The following is a 23,710-nucleotide window of genomic DNA, read 5'->3' on the forward strand; positions in this document are numbered from 1 at the left end:
CAAGCCGCCCGCCGCATCATCCGGTCCGAATGGATCGGAATCGGCGGATGATCGGGCGGTTCTTGCCGCACAACGGGCTGCGGTCGCGGATGGTCTTCCTCTCGGCCGCGCCCTCGCTCCTCTGTCTGCTGGCGATGGCGGCCGTTGTCGCTTGGTTCGTGCGCGGCCTGCAGCTCGACATGGAGGCGCGCGCGCTCCAGGCGGCCGGCACCCGCTTCGAGACGCGCATGGCGGAGCTGCGGGGCCGGCTCGACGCCCTCTCGCTGCTGCTGCCGCGGCACGAGGCCCTGTCGGGCGCCCTACCCGCTGAGAGCGGGGCAGGCCGCCTCCGTCCCCTCCTGGCCGAGCTTCAGGCCGCCGATCCATCGATCCAGGCCATTGAGCTTCGCGTGCCCGGCGGCGGGCGCCCGGACCGGGTATACCGCTTGGCCGATGGCTGCGCCTCCCTCCCCACCGCGCGCTGCGAGGTGGGCGGCCCGCCGCTGGCGGAGAGCGTCGCGGCGCTCGACCTGCCGGACGGCACCCGGGCCGAGGTCCGCATCTCGGCCTTCATGAGCCAGGAACTCGCCGAGGCCCTCGCCTTCGGCGAGAAGGGCGCGCTGATGCTGCTGACGGAGGGGGCGGTCGGCGTCAGCACCCTGCCCGTGCCAACATCGCCCCTGGCAGACTGGGCGCCCAACTGGCTGCTCGATGCCATGGCCGCCAACCGCGTCGGGACGGGCAGCCTCTCGCTGGACGAGAGGGTCTGGCAGGCCCGGGTCGCGCCCCTGGAGGGCGGGGCGGTGCGGGATCCGTCCCGGCCGCGCTCCTTCATCCTGCTTCTCCTGCCGGCGGGCGCCGGTGCCGAGGCGCTGGACCGGACGGTCGGGGCCATCGTGGCGGCGCTGGCGGCGATGCTGGCGGTGGGTATTGCCCTGGCCGCGATCGCGGCCGGGCGCCTGGGAAACATGCTCTCCGCCCTCACCGATGCGCTGCGGCGGCTGGGCCGGGGAGATCTCAGCGTCTCCATCCCCGCCCTGCCGCCGGGCGCGCCGCGCGAGCTGGTGGAGCTGACCGATGCCTGCACGCTGTTCCGGGACGCCTCGGCGGAGCGCAGCCGCCTCTCCGAGCGGCTGCGCTGGCTCGCCAATTTCGATGCGCTGACAGGGCTGCCGAACCGGGCGCTGCTGGGCGACAGGCTCGACCTCGCCTTCGCGACCGCGCGCCGCGACGGGACGGGGCTCGTGGTCCTCGCCCTCGACCTCGACCACTTCAAGGAGGTGAACGACACGCTGGGCCATGCCATGGGGGATGAGGTCCTGCGCGTCGTCGCCTCGCGGCTGCGCTCCTGCCTGCGCACCACGGACACGCTCGCGCGGACGGGCGGGGACGAGTTCGTGCTGGTCGCCCCAGGCCTGGAGGAGCCAGCCCAGCTGGAGGGCTTCGCCAACCGCCTGCTCGCCGCGATGGAGGACCCGGTCCCTATCGGGTCGGAGTACCGGTCGATCGGCCTTTCCATCGGCGCGGCGGTGCTCGCCCCCGGCGGCTTCGACGGCAAGCCCGAGGCCATGCTGCAGGATGCGGACCTCGCCCTCTACCAGGCCAAGGCGGAGGGCGGCTCCTGCCTCCGCATCTTCGAGCCCGCGATGAACGACCGGCTGCGGACCCGCCGCGCCCTGGTGGCCGATCTGCGCGTCGCCATGGCGCGGCAGGAGCTGACGATCCTCTTCCAGCCCCAGGTCTCGACCGCCACGCGCCGGATCAAGGGGGCGGAGGCGCTGCTGCGCTGGCACCACCCGACGCGCGGCGTCATCGGCCCCGACGTGTTCATCCCCCTGGCGGAGGAGACCGGCCTGATCGTGCCGATCGGTGCCTGGGTGCTCGAGGAGGCCTGCCATGTGGCCCGGCGATGGGGCGGGCTGAGCCTCGCCGTGAACGTCTCGGCGCATCAGGTCCGCCAGGCGAGCTTCGTCGACACGGTGGAACGCGCCCTGGCCCGCTCGGGCCTGCCCGCCCGGTGCCTGGAGCTGGAGATCACCGAGGCGGCGATGCTTGCCAACAGCGCCGAGACGCTCGGCATCCTCTCGCGCCTTCGCTCGCTCGGCGTCCGGCTGGCGATGGATGACTTCGGGACGGGCTACTCCTCCCTCGCCACGCTGCAGCGCTTCCGCTTCGACAAGATCAAGGTGGACCGCTCCTTCGTGCGCCATCTCGTTCATGACGCCCGGGCCGTTGCGCTGCTCCGGGCCGTGATCGCGCTCGGCAGCGCGCTGGACGTGACCACCAATGCCGAGGGGGTCGAGGACGAGGGCCAGCTCTCCCTCCTGCAGGCCGAGGGCTGCGACGAGGCGCAGGGCTACCTGTTCGGCCGCCCGATGTCGGCGGCCGACTTCGAGGCGCAGCTGGGGACGCGGAACTCCAGCGCGGCCTGACCCCCGCTCAGCGCCGGAAGCGCAGGTCCAGCCCGGCCGCCTTCCAGGCCGCCTCGGTCGCCTCCATGTCGAGCACCCCCGACGGATTGGCCTTGCGGGGCTGGCGGTCGAGATAGGGCGCGCGGTCCCGCCGCCAGATCGCCAGGAGGCGGGACATCTCCTCCAGCGGGTCGGGGTGGTCATCCACCCGGATGTCGAGGTCGGGGAAGTCCTCGGTGGTGACGAGGCGCATGGCGGCGGACTGCCGGCCGCGCCGGTCGCCCCCCGCGGCCTCGCCGGCCCGGAGGGCGAGCGCTAGCCGTTCCGGCAGGGGCTGGTCGGCGCTCACGGCAAAGGCCGCGAAGGTGTCGTGCAGCACGGCCGGGCCCGCCAGCATGTTCCCTGCGACGGAGACGCCCGGCGTCGCGCGGTCCCCCGCCCATTCCACGCAGTTCTGGCCGGTGAAGGCGGCGCTGCGGCCGAAGCGGTCCACGGCGTGGATCTGCCGGACATGGCGCCCTTCGTCGCCGGCCAGCGCGCCCTCGATCGCGGCGGCGGGCGCTAAGCCGCGCGCCATGCCGTCGAGCACTGCCGGCCCGAGATAGCGATTGGTGAATGACTGGGTGGAGACCGCCCCCACCCCCGCGCGGAGATGGGGGCAGGACGCGCCGACGGCGAAGCTGCAGGTCGTGACGGCGACGGCGAAGGCCCCGCTCGCGGGGTCATGCGCCACGATGGACCAGGTCATGGGTGGGGTCTCCCTTGCCGGGTTGGCGCCGGCCTCGCGCGGGTTCGGGCGGAGGCCGGGGGTGGGGTCAGTTCTTGCGGGCGAGAAGCAGGAGCCAGGCGGCGTGCCGGGGCCCGGCCGCCTCGCCCGCCTCCTCCAGCAGCGCCGCGGCGGGCGCATCGGGAAGCAGGCCGGCTGGGGGCGCATCCGACTGGGCACGCCAGGTGTCGAGCGAATGTCCCTCCAGCCGCACCGGCACGAGCCCGGCTGCCTGCGCCGCCCCGCGCAGCGCCGCGGCGGAGAGGCCGGACGTCGTGGGCGCGCGTCCGAGCGCTGCGGCGAGGCGCCGGCCCAGGGAGTCCGCATTCTCGGCGATGGCGAGGACGAGTCCGCCTTGGCGGAGCAGGCGCGCGGCCTCGGCCAGCTCCCGCGCCGGCGGCTCCGCCGCGGCGAGGACGAGAGCGAGGTCGAAGCAGGCCGGAGGAAGCTGCGGACCCTCGGCCGAGATGAGGGCGGAAGGGGGAAGGGCGGCCGCTGCGAGGTCCTGCGAGTGGCCGATCGCCGCGACCCTCCGCCCGGCGGCCTCCCCCAGCAGAGGACCGATCCGCGCCGGCAGCCCGCCCCAGCCGGCGGCGCCCCGCGCGGGGGCGGCGGCGGCGTTGCTCGGCGGCGGTTCCGGCTTAAGCGCGGGGGTGGGTGGCACCGGGATGCGCGGCATCTCGGGCATCCCCGGCGGCATCGAGGGAGGGGCGGGCGGATCGGCTTGCCTTGCGGGCGGAACCCGGAGCGCGAGCGCCTCGGGCGGAAGGGTGGCCTTCGGAATCTCGGGCGCGCGCGGGGGCGCGGAGGGCATGATGGCCGCCTCGGGCGGCAAGGCGCTCCCGGGAGCGCTGGCCTCGGCGGCGCCCGGTCCCGCGAAGGGCGGCGAGGGCGGGGTGGAGCCCGATGCCGCGGCATCGGCCAGCGCGCGTACCGGGGCCGCATTGCGGAGGCTTGCCAGGCCGAAGGTGGGGCGCCGTGCGAAGACCACGTAGCCCTCGTTCGCGTAGACGGGCGTCGTCTCGGCGAGGAGCCGCTGCAGCAGGGCGCCGGGAAGGGCGCCGGCCCCGGCAGTCTCCACCACCGCCCAGTCCGGCAGCACGGCGGGATCGGGCGGCGCGAGGGCACCGGTCGTGGCCTCGAATGCCGCGGGGGCGATCACTGTCTGGCCGGGCGGGATGCGCCCTTCCAGGAAACGGGCGGCTCCGGTCCAGGCCGGGTTGGCGGTGTGGTCGTCGCCGGGAGAGGTGTCGCGCATGACGCCAGGGTTAAAGCCTTGGACGGCCGGATCAAGCGGGGCCGTGCGGGAAGCGCGCCTTGGTGGCACCGTGGTGGCAACGGTGCCGCAACGCGTCCCGCGTTCGGGCTGCCCGCAAACAGGCCGCCTCCCCGCACGTTATGCCCTCTGAACCGGAAATCTCCGGCCCTGTCCCGGCGACCATCATGGCCGCCCGGGAGGTTCGGGATCGCTTTCCCCGAGGAATCAAATGCTCGCCAACCACCCCCGCACGCGAGACGCAGCACATCTCGATGAAGGCCCGTTCCTGCTGGATGAGGGGGCGCCCCTCGGCCTCTCTAGCGCGCGGCTCCCGCCCTCACGACCCATCGCCCACGCGGAGGAAGGGGAGGGCGGCCGGAGCGAGTGGTGGGCCCTCGCGAAAGCCGTCCTGATCGGCTCCGCCGCCGTGATGCTGATCGGCTGGGTCATCTCGGGCTAGCACCCTGCTTTCGGCTTTGCAGCGCGCGGCGCCGGGAGCTATGCCTTCGCGCATGCGACGAAGAGACGCTCTCTCAGGCCTCATGGCGTGCCTGATGCCCGCCATCTGCCATGGCCAGCCCTTGGCGTCCGAGGGCGGGTCCGAGGCGGCGCCCGCGGTTCCTGCCGGGCCGGGACCGCAGAGCTGGGATTCCGTTTTCCGCCTGGCCGCGCGCCTACGGCGCCTCGGCGCCGAGGGGCTGGACCCGGCCTCCTATTCCATTCCCCCGGATGCGATGGGCAGCACGGACCCCGCCGCCTTCCATGCGGGCGTCTATCACGCGGCCAATGCGGCGCTGGGCGACCTCGTCCTCGGGCGGCTGCGCCAGGCCCCGGGGCGGGGGGACATCCTGCGCGATCCCGTCGCCGCCGATTTCGCGCGCTGGCAGGCCGAGCTGGTCGGGGCGCCCGAGCCCGCGCGGCTGATCGATCGCGCCGCGAACCTGCCCGAGGACGCCGCGGCCCTGCGCGCCGAGCTGGCCCGCGCCAGCAGCCAGGCAGCGGCCGGCTGGGCGACGATCCCGGCCGGCGCCGCAATGCTCGAGCCCGGCACGGTGGACCCGCTCCGCATCCCGGCCCTCCGCGCCCGGTTGCGGGCGGAGGATCCCGTGCTGGCCGCCACGCGGGGCGGCGACGGCGCCACCTTCGATGCCTCGCTCGAGGCCGCGGTGCGCCGCTGGCAAGCCGCGAACGGGCTGGAGGTGGACGGCAAGGTCGGCCCGATCACCCAGGGCCTCCTCAATCGCCCGGCCTCGGCGCGGGCGGCGCAGATCCGCGCGGCGCTCGACATGCGCCGCAACGCGGTGAGGCCCGGGGACGAGCGCCGCATCGAGGTGAACATCCCGGACTACCTCCTCACCGTGCAGGAAGGGGAGCGGGTGCTGCTGCGGATGGGCGTCATCGTCGGCAAGCCGGCGCGCGCCACGCCGACGATGCGCGCGCGCCTCACCACGATCCAGTTCAACCCGAGCTGGGGCGTCCCCGAGCGCAACGCGCGGGAGGATCTCCTGCCCCGCTTCCGCCGCGACCCGGCGGGCATGGCCGCCAAGGGCTTCCGCCTCTACAGCGTCGTGGGCGGGGAGCGGGTGGAGGTCAGCCCGACGGCCGTGGACTGGTCGAGCGTGAGCGCCGACCGCTTTCCCTATCTCATCCGACAGGATGCCGGCGACGGCAACGCCCTCGGACGGATCAAGTTCATCATGCCCAATTCCGACGACATCTACCTCCACGACACGCCGGACCGCAGCCTCTTCTCCCGGCCGGACCGCGCCTTCTCCTCCGGCTGCATCCGCCTCTCACAGCCCAACGAGTTGCTGACGGTCGCGCTTGATGGCCTGGGATGGGACGCCGCGCGGATTCAGCGCGCCTATGAGGGCAAGCAGACGGTGACGATCGCCCTGCGCCGCAGCCTTCCCGTTCGGCTGCACTACACCACCGTGACCGTCGAGGGCTCGCGGGTGCGGGTGCGCCCCGACATCTACGGGCTGGACGCCGCCTATGCGCGCGAGATGGAGCGCGGGCCGCGCATCGCCTCGGCCGGCGGGGTGGTGCGGTGATCCGCGTCCTCTCGGGGAACCGGCCCCATGAGCCGGAATGCCCGTGCTGCGCCGACCGGCGCCTCGGCCGTCGCTCGCTCGTGGCGACGGGGCTGGGCCTGCTGGCCTCCACCGCGGGCGGCCGCGTGGAGGCGCAGGCGGCGCGCGGGACGCGGCGGCTGAGCGTGCGCCGCGCCTTCACCGACGACTCCTTCTCCGGCGTCTACTTCCAGGACGGCCAGCACGTGGCCGAGGCGCTCCGGCAGCTCGACTGGGTCTTCCGCGACCTGTCGCGGGAGGAGGTGACGCCGATGGACCCGCGCCTCTTCGACGTGATGCACGCCGTCGCCGCCCGCATGGAGGCCACCGAGCCCTTCGAGGTGATCAGCGGCTACCGCTCTCCCGAGACGAATGCGGGGGTCGTCCGGCAGACGAGCCGGGCCTCGACCGCCTCGCTGCACATGTCGGGCATGGCGGGGGACATGCGGATCCCCGGCCGGGACTCCTACGGCATGGCCCGGCTGGCGGCGACCATGGGGCTGGGCGGCGTCGGCCTCTACCGCCGCGACGGCTTCGTCCATCTGGACTGCGGGCAGTCCCGCCGCTGGTAGGCGCGGGCGGCCACCGCGCCCCGGGAGGAACGGGGCGCGGCGCCGGCCTTCAGGACGTGGCGCGGAGGGGGTGGGCGAGCAGCAGCCCTGCCCGGCGCATCACCATGCCGAGGGCAAGCGCGGGCCCGAGCGCCGCATAGGCCGCCGCCGGCGGGGCGAGGCGGAGGAAGGCGGCCAGCGCCTCCCGCCGTGTCCCGCGCTGGGCGAGGCCGAGTCCCATCAACAGGGCGCCCTCGGCCGCGGTGATCCGGTGGCAGAGGCGGCATCCGAGGGCGGACGGCGAGGCAAGCGCGCGCAGCAAGGCGTCCAGCGCGGGGGCGGCTTCCTCGACTCCTTCCGTCACCAGGGGCAGGCGGATGGCCGGGAGGGCGGCGGCGCCGGCGCGGGTCGCCTCCGCCCAGGCGCGGACGGCATCGAGCAGCAGGCTCTCCGCCGGGGGCAGGTCCTCGGGCGTCGCGTCGTGCCAGGGCCAGGTGGGAAGGCCGCGAGTGGCCATGCGTCGTGTCTCCGGGTCGGTCCGTCCGGAAGGTTGCCTGGAATGATAATCGTTCGCAAGTGATTTCACGAAATGGTGGGAGCCCCGGCGGAGCCGTGCCGGCGAAAGGGGGCTTCCCATCCGCCCTGACGCGGCGCAGCAAGGCCCGGCGCTGCGACGAAAGAGACCATGCCCTTCTGGCTTCCCCTGCTGCTCGGCTTCCTGACGGCGATCAACCCGATCTCGACCGACATGTACCTGCCCGGCTTCCCCATGATGGAGGCCGAGTTCGGCAGCGGCACGGGCGGGGCGCAGGTCACGCTGGCGACCTGGTTCCTCGGCCTTGCCGTGGGGCAGGTGACGCAGGGCGGGCTGTCCGACCGCTTCGGGCGCCGCGGGCCGCTGATGGTAGGGACGGTGCTCTACACCCTGGCCACGATCGGCTGCGCCCTGGCGCCGAGCATGGGGTGGCTGGCCGCCTTCCGCTTCCTGGAGGCCTTCGGCGCCTCGGCCAGCTCGGTCATCCCGCGGGCCATCGTGCGGGACAAGGTGACGGGGCTGGAGGCGGCGCGGATCATGTCCCGCCTGATCCTCGTGATGGGCGCGGCGCCGATCCTGGCGCCTTCGCTCGGCGGGCTGCTGCTCGGGGTGGCGGGCTGGCGGTCCATCTTCTGGGTGATGGCGGCCTATGGCGCGCTCTCGGGACTGCTCGTCTGGTGGCTGCTGCCCGATACGCTGCCGCCGGAGCGGCGGCTGCGGCACGGCCCCGCGGCGCTTCTCGCGAACTACATCCGGGTGCTGACGGAGCCGGTTTTCCTCACCCATGCGCTGCTGGGCGCGGCCGTGATGTTCTGCATGTTCGCCTATATCAGCGGCGCGCCGGCCATCTACATCGAGCATTTCGGCATGTCGCCCGGCTCCTTCGCGATCCTCTTCGGCTGCGCGGCGGCCGGCTTCATCGGGGGCGCGCAGGTCAATCCGTGGCTGGTCGGGCGCTTCGGCGCGGGGAGGGTGCTGACGGCCGCCTCCCTGGCCCTACTCGGCTGCGCGTCGGTGCTGGCGCTGGTGAGCTGGACGGGCTGGGGCGGGATCTGGGGCTTCTTTCCCCCTATCGTGCTGATGCTGACGGCCAGCAGCCTCATCATGCCCAATTCGGCCGTCGGCAGCCTCGCGCGCCACGGGCAGAGGGCGGGAACGGCCTCGGCCCTGATGGGGACGCTGCAATTCACCGTCGCCGCTCTGGGGAGCGCGGCGGTCGGGGCGCTCGCGAACGGCACGCCGGGGCCGGTGGCGGGGGTGATCCTCTTCGGAGCGGTGGTCACGGTCATGCTGAACGGGCTGCGGCGCCGCTACGGCTAAGGTCCTTGTTGCGCCGGGCGCGCGGGGACGCCAGATAGCGGCCATGGATCAGACGACCCCCATCGAGGCCCTGCCGGCCGCCGGCACGGCGCCCGGCAACGTCGCGCCCACGGGCGCGCTGAGCAACGTCGTGCCCACGGGCGCGCTGAGCAATGTCGCGCGAGAGGCCTCGCGGCGCCGGGCCTTCGCCATCATCGCCCACCCCGACGCCGGCAAGACGACGCTGACGGAGAAGCTGCTGCTGCGCGGCGGCGCCATCCAGCTCGCCGGCCAGGTGCGCGCCAAGGGCGACCGGCGCCGCACCCGCTCGGACTGGATGAAGATCGAGCAGGACCGCGGCATCTCGGTGGCCACCTCCGTGATGACCTTCGAGCGCGACGGTGTGGTGTTCAACCTCCTGGACACGCCGGGCCACGAGGACTTCTCGGAGGACACCTACCGCACGCTCACCGCCGTGGACGCGGCGGTGATGGTGATCGACGCGGCCAAGGGCATCGAGGCGCAGACGCGCAAGCTCTTCGAGGTCTGCCGCCTGCGCGACATCCCGATCATCACCTTCATCAACAAGATGGACCGCGAGAGCCGGGACGTCTTCGAGCTGCTGGACGAGATCGAGAAGACCCTCGCGCTCGACGTCACCCCGGCCGCCTGGCCCGTGGGCTCGGGCCGCGGCTTCCTCGGCACCTACGACATGCTCGAGCCGGCGCTGCACCTGATGGCCGAGGGCTCCGAGCCCGTGCGGCTCTCCGGGCTCGACGACTCCAAGATCGACGAGCTGGTCCCTGCCGCCGATGCCGAGGTGCTGCGGGAGGGGGCGGAGCTGGCGAGCGCCTTCCCCGCTTTCGATCTCGAGGCCTTCCGCCAGGGCACGATGACCCCCGTCTATTTCGGCTCGGCGCTGCGGGACTTCGGCATCGGCCACCTGCTGGAGGGCCTGGCCCGCTTCGCCCCGCATCCCGGCGCCCGCCCGGCCGACACGCGCCGCGTGCAGCCGGAGGAGCCGGCGCTGACGGGCTTCGTCTTCAAGATCCAGGCGAACATGGACCCGAACCACCGGGACCGCGTCGCCTTCCTCCGCATCTGCTCCGGCCGGCTGGAGAAGGGGATGCGGCTGCGCCAGACCCGCACGGGCAAGCAGGTACCGGTGAACGCGCCCCTCTTCTTCTTCGCCCAGGACCGGCAGGTGGCGCAGGAGGCCTGGCCGGGCGACGTGGTGGGCATCGCCAACCACGGCATCCTGCGGATCGGCGACACGCTGACCGAGGGCGAGCAGATCAACTTCCGGGGCGTGCCGAGCTTCGCCCCCGAGATCCTGCGCCGCGTGATGATCGAGGACGCGATGGTGGGCAAGAAGCTCCGCACCGCGCTCGAGCAGCTCGCCGAGGAGGGAGTTGTGCAGCTCTTCCGCCCGCTGGACGGCACGCCGCCGGTGGTGGGCGTGGTCGGCGCGCTCCAGCTCGACGTGCTGGCCGAGCGGCTGAAGGCGGAATACTCCGTGCCCAGCCGCTACGAGGCGACGCCCTGGGGCATGATGCGCTGGGTCGTATCGGACGATAAGGCGGCGATGGAGAAGTTCCGCCAGTCTGCGCCGCATGACACGGCGGAGGACCATGACGGGGCGCTGGTCGCCTTCTTCACCTCCGACTGGCGCCGCAACCGGGCGGAGGAGGAGTGGCCGATGCTGAAGTTCCTGAAGCTGCGCGAGCAGCACGCGGCGGCGTGAACCTCTTCCTCGACCTGGACGGCGTCCTCGCCGATTTCGACCGGGGCGTGAAGGTGGTGACCGGCAAGCGGCCGGAGGAGCTGCCGCTGAAGCGGATGTGGGCGGCGCTGGCCAAGGCGCCCGCCTTCTTCGACACGCTCGACTTCATGCACGACGCGGAGGCGCTCTGGCGTTTCTGCGAGCCGCACCACCCCACCATCCTCACCGGCCTGCCGCTGGGCTCCTGGGCGCCGGCGCAGAAGAAGCAGTGGGTGGCCCGGATGCTCGGCGCCCATGTGCCCGTCATCACCTGCATGAGCCGGGAGAAGCCGCGCTGGTCCGGGCCGGGCCATGTGCTGGTGGACGACCGCGCCTCGGCCTGGGAGGGCTGGGAGGCGAAGGGCGGCGTCTTCGTCCACCACACCTCCGCCGAGCGCTCCATCGCCGCCCTCAGGAAGCTCGGCTTCACCGGCCCGGCGGACTGAGCGCTACATTCCCGAGCCGAAGATCGCCGGCTCCAGCCGGATCGGGCGCGGCGGGTCCAGCGCCATCCAGCCATGCTTGGCGATCACGGCGTTGCTCTCCACCGGCTTCCGCCCGGGGCCGAGCGACCAAGTGACATGGAAGGTCGATCCATCGAAGCGGTCCGTCGTGCCGCCGATCGAGACGACGAGGGCCTGCACGCCCGTACCGTCATCCGCGACGCCGACGACCACCCCTTCCTCTTCCCGCGGGAGCGGGTGCCCGGGGCGCACGCCGGGCTTCAGCGTGACGTGATGCGCGACCACCCTCGCATAGCGGGGCGGGACGAGGGCGAGCAGGGACCGTCTCTCGCCGGGCGGGAGCAGCCATCCGAGCACCAACCCCGTCATCCCGATCCCCCCTATCCCGCCGTTGCGAGCGCCGCCTGCACGGCCGAACGGAACTCCCGCCGGTGCAGTTCCCTCACCACCCAGAGGGAGGCGAGGACGAGCGCGACGGGGTGGAGCATCCAGGCGAGCACGGCCAGGCCGAAGTAGTAGGCCCGCAGCCCCGTGTTGAAGTGGCGCGCGGCGCGGTTCACCACCTGTGCCGCGACCTCCGCCGCGGGAATTGCGGCGGGCGTCTGTCCATAGCCGCCGATGAGGATGGAGCCGTAGTTGAACTGCCGCAGCGCCCAGGTCAGCTCGAAGAAGGCGCGCACGAAGATGAGCAGGAGGAGCAGGATCCGCGCCTCCCAGGCGCCGTCCGTCATGGGGGCCTGCACATAGGGCACGGCGCTCAGCACGCGCCGCCCGACATCGGGCGCGGCGAGCAGCGCCATGGCGCCGCCGATGATGAAGATGCAGGTGTTGGCGAGAAAGGAGGTGGAGGACATGAGGTTGCCGACGATGGCCACGTCCGCGATCCGGTTCTCCTTCGGGATGGAGGCCAGCAGCCAGCGCCGGCGGTGCTCGTCCATCGCGTGGATCACGCTGCGCCGGCGGATGGAGGGCACGCGGTCCACCACGGTCGAGTAGCCGATCCAGCAGAGAAGGAAGACGGCAAGGGCCGCGAGATCAAGCGCGGTGAGGAAGCCGGGCATGGGATCGGTCCGCGATAAAAGAGAGGGGCGGGGCCTCTCGGCGCCCGCCCCCCGAAGCTTGCAACCGCCCTGGCAGCGGCAGGGGCGCGCGATGGGTCAGCCCCGCGCCTTCTGCAGGTTCTCGTCCAGCTTGGCGAGGAAGGCCTGGGTGTTGAGCCAGGGCTGGTCCTTGCCGATGAGGATGGCGAGGTCCTTCGTCATGTGGCCGCTCTCGACCGTCTCGATGCAGACCTTCTCCAGCGCGTTGGCGAAGTCCACCACATCGGGCGTGTTGTCGAACTTGCCGCGATAGGCGAGGCCGCGCGTCCAGGCGAAGATGGAGGCGATCGGGTTCGTCGAGGTCTCGCGGCCCTTCTGGTGCTCGCGGTAGTGGCGCGTCACCGTGCCGTGCGCGGCCTCGGACTCCACCGTGTTGCCGTCCGGCGAGAGCAGCACGGAGGTCATCAGGCCGAGCGAGCCGAAGCCCTGGGCCACGATGTCGGACTGCACGTCGCCGTCGTAGTTCTTGCAGGCCCAGATGTAGCCGCCCTCCCACTTCAGCGCGGAGGCGACCATGTCGTCGATCAGCCGGTCCTCGTAGGTCAGGCCGCGCTTCTCGTACTCGGCCTTGAACTCCTCGTCGTAGATCTTGCGGAAGATGTCCTTGAAGGAGCCGTCATAGGCCTTCAGGATCGTGTTCTTGTGGCTGAAATAGACGGAGTAATTGCGGGCCAGGCCGTAGTTGAAGGAGGCCCGGGCGAAGCCCTCGATCGACTTGTTGAGGTTGTGGATCATCATCGCGACGCCGCCGGTGGCGGGCATGGCGAACTCGCCGATCTCCTGCGGCTCGCCGCCCTCGGGGGTGAAGGTCATCTTCACCGTGCCGGCGCCCGGCACTTTCATCTCGACCGAGCGGTAGATGTCGCCATAGGCGTGGCGGCCGACGACGATCGGCTTGGACCAGTGCGGCACCAGGCGCGGCACGTTCTGGCAGATGATGGGCTCGCGGAAGATCGTGCCGTCGAGAATGTTGCGGATCGTCCCGTTCGGGGACTTCCACATCTTCTTGAGGTTGAACTCGCGCACGCGCGCCTCGTCCGGGGTGATGGTCGCGCACTTCACGCCCACGCCGTACTGCTTGGTGGCGTTGGCCGCGTCCACCGTGACCTGGTCGTCCGTCTGGTCGCGGTACTCGATGCCGAGGTCGTAGTACTTCAGGTCGATGTCGAGATAGGGGAGGATCAGCTTCTCCTTGATGAAGCCCCAGATGATCCGGGTCATCTCATCCCCGTCCATCTCGACGACTGGGGTCTTCACCTTGATCTTGGCCATTGCCGATCCTCGTGGGCTTCTAGGGCGGGGCCTTCCCCGCCATGCGGAAACTGGGCCGGGAAGGGAGCCCCCCTCGCGGCGGGCCGGACATTCGCACCGGGGGCGGCACCGTTCAAGGCGGGGCCGGGCATTTCGGCCCCGCCCGCCCTTCCCCCGGCCGCGATTGCCCCCAGATCCGGGGGAGGCCTGGAGAGGGCGCGATGGAGCCGATCCGCGAATGCCCGCATTGCGGGGAACCGACCGTGCCGAACCGGCTGGCAGACGGCCACGTTGTCTGCTCCTGCGCGGCCGAGCGGGAGCTGCCCGGCCCGCGGCCTGTCCTTCCTGGGCCGCCTCAGTCCGGCAGGATGGCCGTCGCCTCGATCTCCAGCCGCGCCTCCGGCTCGGCGAGCGCCGAGATGCCGAGCAGCGCCATGGCCGGGAAGTTGCGGCCCATCACCGAGCGGTAGGCGCGGCCGAGTTCGGGCAGGCTGGCCCGGTACTCCGCCATATCCACCACGTACCAGGTAAGGCGCCCGATATGCTCCGGCCCCCCGCCGGCCTCGGCCAGCACGGCAAGGATGTTGCGCAGCGCCCTCTCGGCCTGGGCGACGAAGCCCTCGGCGAAGCGGCCGCTCTCGTCCCAGCCGATCTGCCCGCCGACGAGCACCACGCGCCCCCGCCCAGCGACGCCGTTGGCGTAGCCCCGCGGCGCCGGCCATCCCGGCGGCTGGAGGATCTCGAGTCCGCTGCTCATTCGGGGCCTCCTTCGGCGCCGCACTCGGCCCTGTAGCGCAGCAGCGCGGCGCGGAGATCGGGCGGCACCGGCACGCTGCGGCGCGCGGCAAGGTTGGTGGTGGCGGTGACGAGGTCCAGCCGCGCCAGCTCCTCCTCCCCGCGATGGATGTGCAGGTCGATGGCGTAGGAGGCGCCGCCGACGCGGCGGATGAGCGGGGTGAGCGCCACCTCGTCCCCCATCAGCCCCGGCCGCATGAAGGTCGCGGCGGCGTGGACATAGCCCGTGCCGATCCCGCGCGCCCCGTGCAGCTCGTGGTAGTCGATGCCGAGCCTCTCCCGGAACAGGTCCTCCATCGCCCCGTTCGCCAGGACGAACCAGTTGGCGAAGAAGACGATCCCCGCGGGGTCGCAATGGCCGAAGCGGATGCGCGCCGCGGCGCGGTATGCCGCCGCGGGCAGGGCGGAGGCGGGGATGGGCGCGGGGCGTGGCGCCCCGCCGCGCTCGGCTCCGTCCGGGGCGAAGGATTCGCCCGGGGCCAGGGGCTGGCCCGGGGGCAAGGATTGCCCCGGGGGCAAGGGTTGCCCCGGGGTCATGGATTGGCCATCCGCCGCAGGGCGAAGCGCTGGAGCTTGCCGGATTCCGTGCGCGGCAGGGCTTCGAGGAACTCGATCACCCGGGGATACTTGTAGGGCGCGATCTCGGCCTTCACATGCTCCTGCAAGGCCTTCGCGAGCGCCTCGCCCGGCTCGTGACCGGGCCGCAGCGCGACATAGGCCTTCACCAGCATCCCGCCCTTGCCGTCCGGCGCGCCGACGACGCCGCACTCGCGCACCGCGGGGTGGGTGAGGAGCGCGCCCTCCACCTCGGGCCCGGCGATGTTGTAGCCGGCGGCCACGATCATGTCGTCGCCCCGGCCCTGGTAGCGAAAGTAGCCGTCCTCGTCCTGGATGTAGACGTCGCCGGTGATGTTCCAGCCGCCGCGGACGTAGTCGGCCTGCCGGGGATCGTCGAGGTAGCGGCAGCCGATCGGGCCGCGCACGGCGAGCCATCCCGGCGTGCCGCGCGGCACCTCCCGCCCGTCCGCATTCACCACGCGGGCCTGATAGCCGGGCACGGGAAGGCCGGTGCAGCCCGGGCGCAGGGAGTCCTCCGGCGCGGCGATGAAGATGTGCAGCATCTCCGTCCCGCCGATGCCATCCATCAGCCGGATGCCCGTCGCCCTCTCCCACGCGTCGAAGATCGCGCGCGGCAGGGTTTCCCCGGCCGAGACGCATTTGCGGAGGGAGGAGAGGTCGAAGCCCTCCGCCTTGCCCGCCATCACGCGATAGGCGGTCGGGGCGGTGAAGGTGATGGTGGCACGGTACTTCTCGATCGCGGACAGCAGCTCGTCCGGCCCGGCCTTCTCCAGCAGGATGCCCGTGGCGCCCACGCGGAAAGGGAAGAGCACGAGGCCGCCGAGGCCGAAGGTGAAGGCCAGAGGCGCCGAGCCGATGAAGCGGTCATCCGGCCCCGGGCGCAGGACGTGGCGGGAATAGCCGTCGCAGATCGCCAGCATGTCCCGGTGAAAGTGCATCGTGCCCTTGGGCAGGCCGGTCGTGCCCGAGGTGAAGCCGATCAGGCACACGTCGTCGGCCGCGGTGTCGCAGGCGGTGAACTCCGCCGGCTGGGCCGCGCAGCGGGATTCGAGATCGCCGTCTCCCCAGAAGGCGAGATGGCGAAGATGCCCCGACGCCGCGGCGGCCTTGTCCATCTCCTCGCGCAGCTTCGCGTCGCACAGGGCGTGGCTGACCCGCGCCTTCTCCAGCATTTGCCCCAGCTCCTTCGCGCGGAGCAGCGGCATGGTGGCCACGACCACGCCGCCCGCCTTCAGCACGGCGAGATAGGTCGCCGTCATCCAGGCGTTGTTCGCGCTGCGGAGCATCACGCGGTTGCCCGGCACCATGCCGAGCTCGCGCGTCAGCACGTTGCAGATCCTGTTCACGCGCTCCTGCAGTTGCCGGTAAGTGAGCGTCTCCTCCGGCGTGATAATGGCGGGATGGTCGCCCCGGCCCCTCTCGACATTGCGGTCCAGCAGCTCGACGGCGCAGTTCAGGCGGGTGGGATAGCGGTAGTCGTCGAGGTCGAAGAGAAGCTCGGGCCACTGCTCGCGCGGGGGCAGGTTGTCGCGCGGGAAGCTGTCGAGATGGGCGCTCGGCGCGAAGTCCGGCGTCGCGCCGGACCAGGCGGCGATCATGGTGTCGGTTTGCATCGTGCCGCCTCCTCGGCCCGCGCACGTTCCGCACGGGCGATGATGATCCGCTGCACTTCGCTGGCACCCTCGTAGACGCGCAGCGCGCGTACCTCCCGGTACAGTTTCTCCGCCGGGTGATCGCGGACGACGCCGTGACCCCCGTGGATTTGCACGCAGCGGTCGGCCACGCGCTGCGCGGCCTCCGTCGCGTGGAGCTTGGCCATGGACGCCTCCCGCGAGACGCGGGGCGCGCCCGAATCCTTCAGCCAGGCGGCGCGATAGACGAGGAGGGCGGAGGTCTCCACATCCACCGCGCTCTCCGCGATGGCGGCCTGGGTCATCTGCTGGTCGAAGAGGGGGCCACCGAAGAGCTGGCGGCCCGAGGCGCGGGCCACCGTCAGGTCCAGCGCGTGGCGGGCGAAGCCGAGCGCCGCGGCGCCGACGGTGGCGCGGAAGACGTCGAGCGTGGCCATGGCCACCTTGAAGCCCTCGCCCGGCGCGCCGAGCCGGTGCGCATCGGGCACGCGCACTCCCTCGAAGCGCAGGGTCGCGAGCGGGTGTGGCGCCGAGACCTCGATCCGCTCGGCGATGGTGAGGCCCGGCGTGCCGGCGGGCACGAGAAAGGCCGTCAGCCCTCTGGCACCGGGCGCCTCCCCCGTGCGCGCGAAGACAGCATAGGTCGCGGCGATGCCACCATTGCTGATCCAGGTCTTGCTGCCGTCGATCCGCCAGTGGCCGTCGCTCTCGCGCGTCGCGGTGGTGGAGAGGGCCGCGACATCCGAGCCCGCCTCGGGCTCGCTCAGCGCGAAGGCAGCGAGGGAGGTCCCGGCGCGCGCCGCGGGAAGCCAGGCCTCGCGCAGCGCGGGGTCGCCGAAGAGCGTCACGGAGCCCGTCCCGAGACCCGCCATGGCGAAGGCGAAATCCGCAAGGCCGGAGTGGCGAGCAAGGGTTTCCCGCGCGATGCACAGGCTGCGCACGTCGAGCCTGCCGCTTTCCGGCACGGCCATGCGGAGCAGCCCTGCCTCGCCCATCGCGCGGGTCAGGTTTCGCACGGCCTCGTCCGTGTCGCCCTCCGAGAGGCGCGCGGCATTCGCTGCCGCCCAGGCCTCGACCTCCTCCGCCCAGTCCCTGTGCCGGGTTTCGAGGAAGGGCCAGAGAAGGAAGTCGCGGTCGGCCATCAGTCGCCCCTGAAAACCGGGCGACGCTTGGCCGCGTAGGCCTCGTAGGCCCGGCGGAAATCCTTCGTCGTCATGCAGAGCGCCTGGGCGACCGCCTCCGCCTCGATCGCCTGCTCGATCGACATGGCCCATTCCATCGCCAGCATCCGCTTCGTCATGGCGTTGGCGAAGGCCGGCCCCTCCGCGATGCTCCGTGCGAGCCCGGCGGCGGTCTCCATCAGCGCCTCCGGCTCGACCGTGCGCGAGAAGAAGCCCCAGTCCAGCCCTTCCTGCGCGGACATGGAGCGGCCGGTGAAGAGCAGCTCGGAGGCGCGCCCCTGGCCGATGATGCGCGGCAGCATCGCGCAGGCCCCCATGTCGCAGCCCGCAAGGCCGACGCGGTTGAACAGGAAGGCCACCTTCGCCCGCGGCGTCGCGAGGCGGAGGTCGGAGGCCATGGCGATGATCGCGCCGGCCCCCGCTGCCACCCCGTCCACCGCCGCGACGATCGGCTGCGGGCAGGCGCGCATGGCCTTAACGAGATCGCCCGTCATCGCCGTGAAGCGCATCAGCCCCTTCGTGTCGCGCTCCAGCAGCGGCGCGATGATCTCGTGCACGTCGCCGCCCGAGCAGAAGTTGCCGCCCGTGCCGGAGATGACGATGGCCCCGGTCTCATCATCCCCGGCGGCGGCGCGGAACAGGGCGACCAGCTCGGCATAGGAATCGAAGGTCAGCGGGTTCTTCCGCTCGGGCCGGTCGAGGAGGATCGTGGCGACGCCGCCCTCCACGCTCAGCCCGACATGCCGTGCCTCGAAACCGCCGAGTGTCATTCCCCGTCCTCCGAGATGGCCGCGCGCACGCCGCGCCGCGTGCGGTCGAGCAGGCGGAGCAGGGAGGCGCGGTCGGTGGCGGAGAGCCCGCCGAGAAGCTCCGCCACCCAGCCCTCATGCGCCGCCGACTGCCGCGCGAACTCGCGCCGCCCGCCGGGCGTGAGGCGCAGCGTCACGGCACGACGGTCCTCCCGCACGGCGCGGCGCTCGATCAGCCCCTCCTCCTCCAGACGGGCGGCGAGGCCGGTCACGTTGCCGCCGGTCACCATCATGCGCCGGCTGATCTCGCCGGGAGTGAGGCCGTCCGGCGCGCGCTCGAGCTGGGCGAGGAAGTCGAAGCGGGGCAGGGTGGTGTCGAAGTTCAGGCGCAGGCGGCGGCGGATCTCGGCCTCGATCAGCCGGGCGCAGGAGAGCAGGCGCAGCCATAGGCGGAGATCGTCCTTGTGCCCGGCGGGCGCGTGGGCGAGCGCGGTCTCGGCATCGACATGGGTATCGGGCGGGCTCACGGCACCTCGCCCCCGTCGATGGCGAGGGCGCGCCCGTTCACAGCGCCTGCCGCCTCCCCGCAGAGGAAGAGCACGGCGGCGGCGACCTCATGCGGCTGCACCAACCGGCCCTGCGGGTTGTGCCGGGCCAGCTCGGCCCGCGCCTCGGCCTCGCCGCGGCCGGTCTTCTCCATGATCCGAGCAACGCTCTCGGCGACGATGTCGGTCTCGGTGAAGCCGGGGCAGACCGCGTTCACGGTGACGCCCTTGGCCGCCACCTCCAGCGCGAGGGCCCTGGTCAGGCCGAGCAGCCCGTGCTTCGCGGCCGTGTAGGCGGTGACATAGGGATAGCCGCGCAGCGCGGCCGTGGAGGCGATGTTCACCACGCGGCCCCAGCCCTCGGCCAGCATGGCGGGAAGAACGGCGCGCGTGGCGGAGGCGGCGCCGAGCAGGTTCACGCGCAGCATCCGGTCCCAGAGATCGTCGCCGGTCCGCAGGAAGGGCGCGCTCTCCGCCGCGCCGGCGGCGTTCACTAGGATGGCGGGTGCGCCGCAGCGGGAGAGTGCCGCGGCGAAGGCGCCCTCGGCCGTGACATCGGCGATCTCGAAGCCGGCCGCATGTCCTGCCTCCACCGCGGCGCGGAGCGGACCCTCGCGGCGTCCGATCGCGGTGACGCGGGCGCCCGCCCCGGTGAGCGCGGCGGCGATGGCCAGGCCGATGCCCGACCCGCCTCCCGTCACGATCGCGTGCCGATCCCTCAAGCCGCTCATCCGATGCCGCCTCGATCCTTGAAGCCTAAAATGTTTCCGCGAGCCGCCGCAAGCCTGTTGAACGCCCGAAAAGTTGAAGCCTAAACTATCCCGGGTTCCAGCGAGGAGGCTTCCCCATGCGGATCGCGGTGATCGGCGGCGGCCCTGCCGGCCTCTACTTCGCCATCCTCATGAAGCGCGACCGCCCGGAGGCGCGGGTGACGGTGGTGGAGCGCAACCGCGCGGACGACACCTTCGGCTTCGGCGTGGTGTTCAGCGACCAGACCCTGGAGACCTTCGAGCGCGCCGACCGCCCCTCCTACGAGGCGATCACCCGGGCCTTTGCCTACTGGGACGACATCGAGATCGTCACCAGCCGCGCCGATGGCACGGGCGCCGCCCACCGGATCGGCGGCAACGGCTTCTGCGGATGCTCACGCCGCACGCTGCTGATGCTGCTCCAGGACCGCGCGCGCGAGCTGGGCGTGGAGATGGAGTTCGGGCGTGAGGCGACGCCCGAGGACTTTCCCGATGCGGACCTGATCGTGGCCGCCGACGGCATCAACAGCCCTGTCCGCCAGCGCGATGTCGATCACTTCGCGCCCGAGGTGGACCTGCGCCCGAACCGCTTCGCCTGGATGGGCAGCACGCGGCCCTTCGACGCCTTCACCTTCTTCTTCAAGGAGCGGCCGGAGGGCATCTTCATCGCCCATTGCTATCAGTACGAGAAAGGTGCGAGCACCTGGGTGCTGGAGACCGATCCCGCCACCTTCGAGCGCGCGGGCCTCGGCGCGATGGACGAGGCGGCGAGCGCTGCCTTTATGGAGCAGGTCTTCGCCGAGGAGCTGGGGGGGCACCGGCTCATCACGAACCGCAGCATGTGGCGGCGGTTCCCGATGCTGCGCTGCAAGCGCTGGTCCAGGGGCAATGTTGTGCTGCTCGGCGATGCCAAGGCGACGGCGCACTACTCCATCGGCTCGGGCACGAAGCTGGCGATGGAGGACGCGATCGCGCTCCATGCCGCCTTCATGAAGGGCGGCCCAGGCGCCGATGATGTCGAGGCCGTGCTGATGTGTTTCGAATCCGGCCGGCGCGAGGACGTCGAGAAGACGCAGCACGCGGCCGACGTGTCCCTCGTCTGGTTCGAGCATCTCGACCGCTTCTGGGACATGCCGCCGACGCGCTTCGCCTTCGGCGTGATGACGCGGTCCAAGGCGATTACCTGGGACAACCTCGCCCTCCGCGCGCCGGAGTTCGTGGAGGAATCGCGCGATCTCTTCGAGGAGGAGGTGCGCGCGGCAGGTTTGCCGGCGCAGCGCGGCGCACCGCCCATGTTCCAGCCTTTCCGCCTGCGCGGGATGACGCTGCCGAACCGCGTCGTCGTCTCGCCCATGTGCCAGTACTCGGCAACCGACGGCATGCCGGACGACTGGCACCTCATGCATTACGGCGCGCGCGCGACGGGCGGTGCGGGCCTCATCTTCACCGAGATGACCTGCGTCTCCCCGGAAGCGCGGATCACCCCGGGCTGCACGGGGCTCTGGAACGATGCCCAGGAAGCGGCCTGGAAGCGGATCGTCGATTTCGTCCACGCCCATGGGGAGAGCCGCATCGCCCTCCAGCTCGGCCATGCCGGGCAGAAGGGAGCGACGCGGCTGATGTGGGAGGGAATGGACCAGCCGCTGGAGGAGGGGGCCTGGCCCATCGTCTCGGCCAGCGCCCAGCCCTATTTCCCCAACAGCCAGGTCCCGCGCGAGATAACCCGGGCGGAGATGGACCGCGTGCGGGACGACTTCGTGTCCGCGGCGCGCCGGGGCGCGCGGGCGGGGTTCGACATGCTCGAGTTCCACTGCGCCCACGGCTACCTCATGGCGAGCTTCCTCTCGCCGCTGACCAACCACCGCACGGACGAGTATGGCGGCAGCCTGGAGAACCGCCTGCGCTACCCGCTGGAGGTCTACCGGGCCCTCCGCGCCGCCTGGCCGGCCGACCGGCCGATGAGCGTGCGCGTCTCGGCGACCGACTGGGCCGAGGGCGGCGTGACGGATGAGGAGACGCTCGCCATTGCCCGCGCCTTCGCCGAGGAGGGCTGCGACCTGCTGGACGTCTCCACCGGCCAGACCGTCGCCGGCAGCGCCCCGCATTACGGGCGCATGTTCCAGGTTCCCTGGTCCGACATGATCCGCAACGAGGCGAAGGTCGCGACGATCTGCGTCGGCAGCATCACCAGCGCGGACCAGGTGAACACCATCCTGGCGGCGGGCCGGGCCGATCTCGTGGCGCTCGCCCGGCCGCATCTGGTGGACCCCGCCTTCACCCTCCACGCGGCGGCGCGCTACGGCGTGCGCACGGCCTGCCCTCCCCAGTACCGCTGGGGCCAGGAGGCCCTGCTGCGAAATGCGGCGCGGGAGGAGGCGGATCTGGCGGAGTTGCGCAGGAAGGCCCGGCCCAAGCGCCACGCGCTGTAACGCCTCCTTCCCCGGACGATCTGCAACCCCTGGGTGGAACGGCCGTTTTCAGGGCGTTCCACGAAGAGGTTGATATGCCGGACGAGGCCCCCGCCGAGACGGTGATTCCGATCGTGGAGGAGACCCTGCGCGTGGACAAGCGCTTGGTGGAAACCGGGCGCGTGCGCGTTTCCCTCACCACCGAGGTGGCGGAGGAGATCCTGCGCGAGACGCTTCGCACCCGGCATGCCGAGGTGGAGCGAAAGCCGGTCGGGCGGACCGTGACCGAGGTCCCGCGCGTCCGGCAGGAAGGCGACCTGCTGATCATCCCCGTCGTCGAGGAGGTCCTCGTCGTCGAGAAGCGCCTCGTTCTCAAGGAGGAGATCCATCTCCGCGTGGTGAGCGCGGAGATCGAGGTCGAGCAGCCGGCGACGCGCCGGGTGCAGCATGCGGCCGTGGAGCGGGTGCCGCCCGCCCGGGACGCAACGGGGTCCTGAGACCGGGCCCAAGTTCAAGAACCAGAGTTCCGCCCCGGCGGAAAAAGGAGTTGCCATGACCCGTACCATCACAGGCCTGTTCGATTCGATGAGCGAGGCGCAGGCCGTCGCGACCCATCTCCGCTCCCATGACGGGATCGATCCCGCCCGCATCCACATCCACGGCGCGACCGAGGGGCAGTCCACCGCTTCCACCGGTGCGGGTGCGTCCAGCGGTGAGGGCCAGGGCTTCTGGGCCTCGCTGGGCAGCCTCTTCATTCCCGACGAGGACCGCTACTCCTATTCCGAGGGCATCCGCCGCGGCGGTTATGTCGTCTCGGCGGAGGTGGACGACGCGATGGTCGACCACGCCCTCGACGTGTTCGAGGAGCATGGCGCGGTGGACCTGGACACCCGCGAGGCCGAGTGGCGCTCTTCCGGCTGGTCGGGCTACCAGGCGACCGGCACGGATGCCTCCGCCGGCACGGGCATGCCGATGAACAGCTCCGCCGCGGTCGGCGCGGGCACCATGGGCGGCACCTCCGTCCCCGCCGTCGGGTCGACCGGCATGGGGGAGATGGGCAGCGGCATGGCTGGCGCGGGCATGACGGGCGGCATGGCCCAGACCGGCACGACCGAGACCAGCACGGCCCAGACCGCCTCGATGGCGGGCAGCTCGATGACCAGCGATTCCACCGCGGGCATGGCCGGTCGCACGAATGAGGAGCGCATCCCGATCGTCGAGGAGCAGCTTCGCGTCGGCAAGCGGGAGACCGATCGCGGCCGCGTGCGCGTGCGCTCCTATGTCGTGGAGACCCCGGTGAGCGAGACGGTGACGCTGCGCGACGAGCACGTGCAGGTGGAGCGCCGCCCCGTGGACCTGCCCGCCTCCGCCGTGGACGATGCCTTCCGCGAGCGCACCATCGAGGCGGTCGAGCACGCCGAGGAGGCCGTGGTCTCGAAGGAGGCCCGGGTGAAGGAGGAGTTGGTCATCCGCAAGGAGGCGGAGCAGCGCCAGCAGACCGTCTCCGACACCGTCCGCCACACCGAGGTGGAGGTCGAGGACGAGCGCACTGCCGGCACCGCGGCCACGGGCGGCACGATGCCGAAGCGCCCCGCCGGCACCTGATCCGGCAGCGAGCAATGGAA

General features: G+C 72.0%; 23 protein-coding genes. 10 read left to right on the forward strand and 13 right to left on the reverse strand.

All coding sequences use genetic code 11. The features are described 5' to 3' along the window. Window positions 1–47: 47 nt before the first annotated feature. Complete coding sequence (locus FHS87_RS06920) at window positions 48–2,411, forward strand: putative bifunctional diguanylate cyclase/phosphodiesterase (RefSeq protein ID WP_184515411.1); 2,364 nt, start codon at window positions 48–50, stop codon at window positions 2,409–2,411. Between the two features lie 7 nt (window positions 2,412–2,418). Here FHS87_RS06920 and FHS87_RS06925 read toward each other — a convergent pair whose 3' ends face one another. After that, window positions 2,419–3,138: a DUF1028 domain-containing protein gene (locus FHS87_RS06925; RefSeq protein WP_184515414.1), complete on the reverse strand. Its 720-nt coding sequence runs from the start codon at window positions 3,136–3,138 to the stop codon at window positions 2,419–2,421. Window positions 3,139–3,205: 67 nt separating this feature from the next. Beyond that, complete coding sequence (locus FHS87_RS06930; protein WP_184515417.1) at window positions 3,206–4,414, reverse strand: hypothetical protein; 1,209 nt, start codon at window positions 4,412–4,414, stop codon at window positions 3,206–3,208. A 229-nt stretch (window positions 4,415–4,643) separates the two neighbouring features. Here FHS87_RS06930 and FHS87_RS06935 point away from each other — a divergent pair, with 229 nt between their 5' ends. From FHS87_RS06935 to FHS87_RS06945, 3 genes are all read left to right on the forward strand, one after another. Then, window positions 4,644–4,874 (forward strand): hypothetical protein, encoded by a 231-nt coding sequence (locus FHS87_RS06935; protein ID WP_184515420.1) that lies wholly within the window; start codon window positions 4,644–4,646, stop codon window positions 4,872–4,874. A 94-nt stretch (window positions 4,875–4,968) separates the two neighbouring features. Then, window positions 4,969–6,468 carry a L,D-transpeptidase family protein gene (locus FHS87_RS06940; RefSeq protein WP_246418138.1) on the forward strand — a complete coding sequence of 500 codons (1,500 nt, stop codon included), beginning with the start codon at window positions 4,969–4,971 and terminating at the stop codon, window positions 6,466–6,468. Next, complete coding sequence (locus tag FHS87_RS06945) at window positions 6,465–7,058, forward strand: YcbK family protein (protein ID WP_312861904.1); 594 nt, start codon at window positions 6,465–6,467, stop codon at window positions 7,056–7,058. Before FHS87_RS06940 ends, FHS87_RS06945 begins: the two co-directional genes overlap by 4 nt. Before the next feature lie 49 nt (window positions 7,059–7,107). On the opposite strand, the gene FHS87_RS06950 is transcribed toward FHS87_RS06945, so the two are convergent. After that, window positions 7,108–7,554 carry a hypothetical protein gene (locus FHS87_RS06950; protein WP_184515426.1) on the reverse strand — a complete coding sequence of 149 codons (447 nt, stop codon included), beginning with the start codon at window positions 7,552–7,554 and terminating at the stop codon, window positions 7,108–7,110. A 168-nt stretch (window positions 7,555–7,722) separates the two neighbouring features. Here FHS87_RS06950 and FHS87_RS06955 point away from each other — a divergent pair, with 168 nt between their 5' ends. The 3 genes from FHS87_RS06955 to FHS87_RS06965 are packed head-to-tail and all read left to right on the forward strand — an operon-like array spanning window position 7,723 to window position 11,079. Then, window positions 7,723–8,892: a multidrug effflux MFS transporter gene (locus FHS87_RS06955; protein WP_184515429.1), complete on the forward strand. Its 1,170-nt coding sequence runs from the start codon at window positions 7,723–7,725 to the stop codon at window positions 8,890–8,892. Between the two features lie 43 nt (window positions 8,893–8,935). After that, the gene (locus FHS87_RS06960) at window positions 8,936–10,615 is read left to right on the forward strand and encodes a peptide chain release factor 3 (protein WP_184515431.1); all 1,680 of its coding nucleotides are present in this window, start codon (window positions 8,936–8,938) and stop codon (window positions 10,613–10,615) included. Then, window positions 10,612–11,079, forward strand: coding sequence for a hypothetical protein (locus tag FHS87_RS06965; protein WP_184515433.1), 468 nt, complete (start codon window positions 10,612–10,614; stop codon window positions 11,077–11,079). Before FHS87_RS06960 ends, FHS87_RS06965 begins: the two co-directional genes overlap by 4 nt. 3 nt (window positions 11,080–11,082) lie before the next feature. Here the strand turns inward: FHS87_RS06965 and FHS87_RS06970 are convergent, their stop codons facing one another. The 10 genes from FHS87_RS06970 to FHS87_RS07015 all read right to left on the reverse strand — a co-directional run bounded on the left by FHS87_RS06970 (window position 11,083) and on the right by FHS87_RS07015 (window position 19,659). Then, entirely contained in the window at window positions 11,083–11,466 is a 384-nt protein-coding gene (locus FHS87_RS06970; RefSeq protein ID WP_184515437.1) for a hypothetical protein, read from the reverse strand. Between the two features lie 11 nt (window positions 11,467–11,477). Further along, the gene (locus FHS87_RS06975; protein ID WP_184515439.1) at window positions 11,478–12,158 is read right to left on the reverse strand and encodes a DUF599 domain-containing protein; all 681 of its coding nucleotides are present in this window, start codon (window positions 12,156–12,158) and stop codon (window positions 11,478–11,480) included. A gap of 96 nt (window positions 12,159–12,254) precedes the next feature. Next, on the reverse strand, window positions 12,255–13,469 hold the full coding sequence (locus FHS87_RS06980) for an NADP-dependent isocitrate dehydrogenase (protein WP_184515443.1): 1,215 nt from the start codon (window positions 13,467–13,469) through the stop codon (window positions 12,255–12,257). Between the two features lie 334 nt (window positions 13,470–13,803). Then, window positions 13,804–14,205: a RidA family protein gene (locus FHS87_RS06985; RefSeq protein WP_184515446.1), complete on the reverse strand. Its 402-nt coding sequence runs from the start codon at window positions 14,203–14,205 to the stop codon at window positions 13,804–13,806. Beyond that, entirely contained in the window at window positions 14,202–14,744 is a 543-nt protein-coding gene (locus tag FHS87_RS06990; protein ID WP_184515449.1) for an acyl-CoA thioesterase, read from the reverse strand. The genes FHS87_RS06985 and FHS87_RS06990 overlap by 4 nt, the downstream gene beginning before the upstream one ends. A gap of 32 nt (window positions 14,745–14,776) precedes the next feature. Then, window positions 14,777–16,435 (reverse strand): benzoate-CoA ligase family protein, encoded by a 1,659-nt coding sequence (locus FHS87_RS06995; RefSeq protein ID WP_246418146.1) that lies wholly within the window; start codon window positions 16,433–16,435, stop codon window positions 14,777–14,779. After that, entirely contained in the window at window positions 16,417–17,595 is a 1,179-nt protein-coding gene (locus FHS87_RS07000; RefSeq protein WP_184515452.1) for an acyl-CoA dehydrogenase family protein, read from the reverse strand. Before FHS87_RS07000 ends, FHS87_RS06995 begins: the two co-directional genes overlap by 19 nt. Beyond that, window positions 17,595–18,404 carry an enoyl-CoA hydratase family protein gene (locus tag FHS87_RS07005; protein WP_184515455.1) on the reverse strand — a complete coding sequence of 270 codons (810 nt, stop codon included), beginning with the start codon at window positions 18,402–18,404 and terminating at the stop codon, window positions 17,595–17,597. The genes FHS87_RS07000 and FHS87_RS07005 overlap by 1 nt, the downstream gene beginning before the upstream one ends. After that, a complete protein-coding gene (locus tag FHS87_RS24185) occupies window positions 18,401–18,910 on the reverse strand; it encodes a MarR family winged helix-turn-helix transcriptional regulator (protein WP_184515458.1) in 510 nt (169 codons plus the stop codon). The genes FHS87_RS07005 and FHS87_RS24185 overlap by 4 nt, the downstream gene beginning before the upstream one ends. Further along, entirely contained in the window at window positions 18,907–19,659 is a 753-nt protein-coding gene (locus FHS87_RS07015; RefSeq protein WP_184515461.1) for an SDR family NAD(P)-dependent oxidoreductase, read from the reverse strand. Before FHS87_RS07015 ends, FHS87_RS24185 begins: the two co-directional genes overlap by 4 nt. 116 nt (window positions 19,660–19,775) lie before the next feature. Between FHS87_RS07015 and FHS87_RS07020 the strand changes: the two genes are divergently transcribed. The 3 genes from FHS87_RS07020 to FHS87_RS07030 all read left to right on the forward strand — a co-directional run bounded on the left by FHS87_RS07020 (window position 19,776) and on the right by FHS87_RS07030 (window position 23,690). Continuing rightward, entirely contained in the window at window positions 19,776–22,106 is a 2,331-nt protein-coding gene (locus FHS87_RS07020; protein ID WP_184515464.1) for a bifunctional salicylyl-CoA 5-hydroxylase/oxidoreductase, read from the forward strand. Between the two features lie 74 nt (window positions 22,107–22,180). Next, entirely contained in the window at window positions 22,181–22,582 is a 402-nt protein-coding gene (locus FHS87_RS07025; RefSeq protein WP_184515467.1) for a DUF2382 domain-containing protein, read from the forward strand. 55 nt (window positions 22,583–22,637) lie between these two features. Further along, window positions 22,638–23,690, forward strand: coding sequence for a YsnF/AvaK domain-containing protein (locus tag FHS87_RS07030; protein WP_184515470.1), 1,053 nt, complete (start codon window positions 22,638–22,640; stop codon window positions 23,688–23,690). Window positions 23,691–23,710: the final 20 nt, after the last annotated feature.

It is taken from the genome of Muricoccus pecuniae, from assembly GCF_014199205.1.
Taxonomy (GTDB): Bacteria; Pseudomonadota; Alphaproteobacteria; order Acetobacterales; family Acetobacteraceae; genus Roseomonas; species Roseomonas pecuniae.

Coding starts and splice junctions, on each gene's coding strand:
- FHS87_RS06960 (WP_184515431.1), top strand. CDS start 8,936: ATGGATCAGACGACCCCCATCGAGGCCCTGCCGGCCGCCGGCACGGCG.
- FHS87_RS06950 (WP_184515426.1), bottom strand. CDS start 7,554: ATGGCCACTCGCGGCCTTCCCACCTGGCCCTGGCACGACGCGACGCCC.
- FHS87_RS06940 (WP_246418138.1), top strand. CDS start 4,969: ATGCCCGCCATCTGCCATGGCCAGCCCTTGGCGTCCGAGGGCGGGTCC.
- FHS87_RS06970 (WP_184515437.1), bottom strand. CDS start 11,466: ATGACGGGGTTGGTGCTCGGATGGCTGCTCCCGCCCGGCGAGAGACGG.
- FHS87_RS06930 (WP_184515417.1), bottom strand. CDS start 4,414: ATGCGCGACACCTCTCCCGGCGACGACCACACCGCCAACCCGGCCTGG.
- FHS87_RS06920 (WP_184515411.1), top strand. CDS start 48: ATGATCGGGCGGTTCTTGCCGCACAACGGGCTGCGGTCGCGGATGGTC.
- FHS87_RS07005 (WP_184515455.1), bottom strand. CDS start 18,404: ATGACACTCGGCGGTTTCGAGGCACGGCATGTCGGGCTGAGCGTGGAG.
- FHS87_RS06935 (WP_184515420.1), top strand. CDS start 4,644: ATGCTCGCCAACCACCCCCGCACGCGAGACGCAGCACATCTCGATGAA.
- FHS87_RS06925 (WP_184515414.1), bottom strand. CDS start 3,138: ATGACCTGGTCCATCGTGGCGCATGACCCCGCGAGCGGGGCCTTCGCC.
- FHS87_RS07030 (WP_184515470.1), top strand. CDS start 22,638: ATGACCCGTACCATCACAGGCCTGTTCGATTCGATGAGCGAGGCGCAG.
- FHS87_RS07015 (WP_184515461.1), bottom strand. CDS start 19,659: ATGAGCGGCTTGAGGGATCGGCACGCGATCGTGACGGGAGGCGGGTCG.
- FHS87_RS07000 (WP_184515452.1), bottom strand. CDS start 17,595: ATGGCCGACCGCGACTTCCTTCTCTGGCCCTTCCTCGAAACCCGGCAC.
- FHS87_RS06995 (WP_246418146.1), bottom strand. CDS start 16,435: ATGCAAACCGACACCATGATCGCCGCCTGGTCCGGCGCGACGCCGGAC.
- FHS87_RS06985 (WP_184515446.1), bottom strand. CDS start 14,205: ATGAGCAGCGGACTCGAGATCCTCCAGCCGCCGGGATGGCCGGCGCCG.
- FHS87_RS07020 (WP_184515464.1), top strand. CDS start 19,776: ATGCGGATCGCGGTGATCGGCGGCGGCCCTGCCGGCCTCTACTTCGCC.
- FHS87_RS06980 (WP_184515443.1), bottom strand. CDS start 13,469: ATGGCCAAGATCAAGGTGAAGACCCCAGTCGTCGAGATGGACGGGGAT.
- FHS87_RS07025 (WP_184515467.1), top strand. CDS start 22,181: ATGCCGGACGAGGCCCCCGCCGAGACGGTGATTCCGATCGTGGAGGAG.
- FHS87_RS06975 (WP_184515439.1), bottom strand. CDS start 12,158: ATGCCCGGCTTCCTCACCGCGCTTGATCTCGCGGCCCTTGCCGTCTTC.
- FHS87_RS06955 (WP_184515429.1), top strand. CDS start 7,723: ATGCCCTTCTGGCTTCCCCTGCTGCTCGGCTTCCTGACGGCGATCAAC.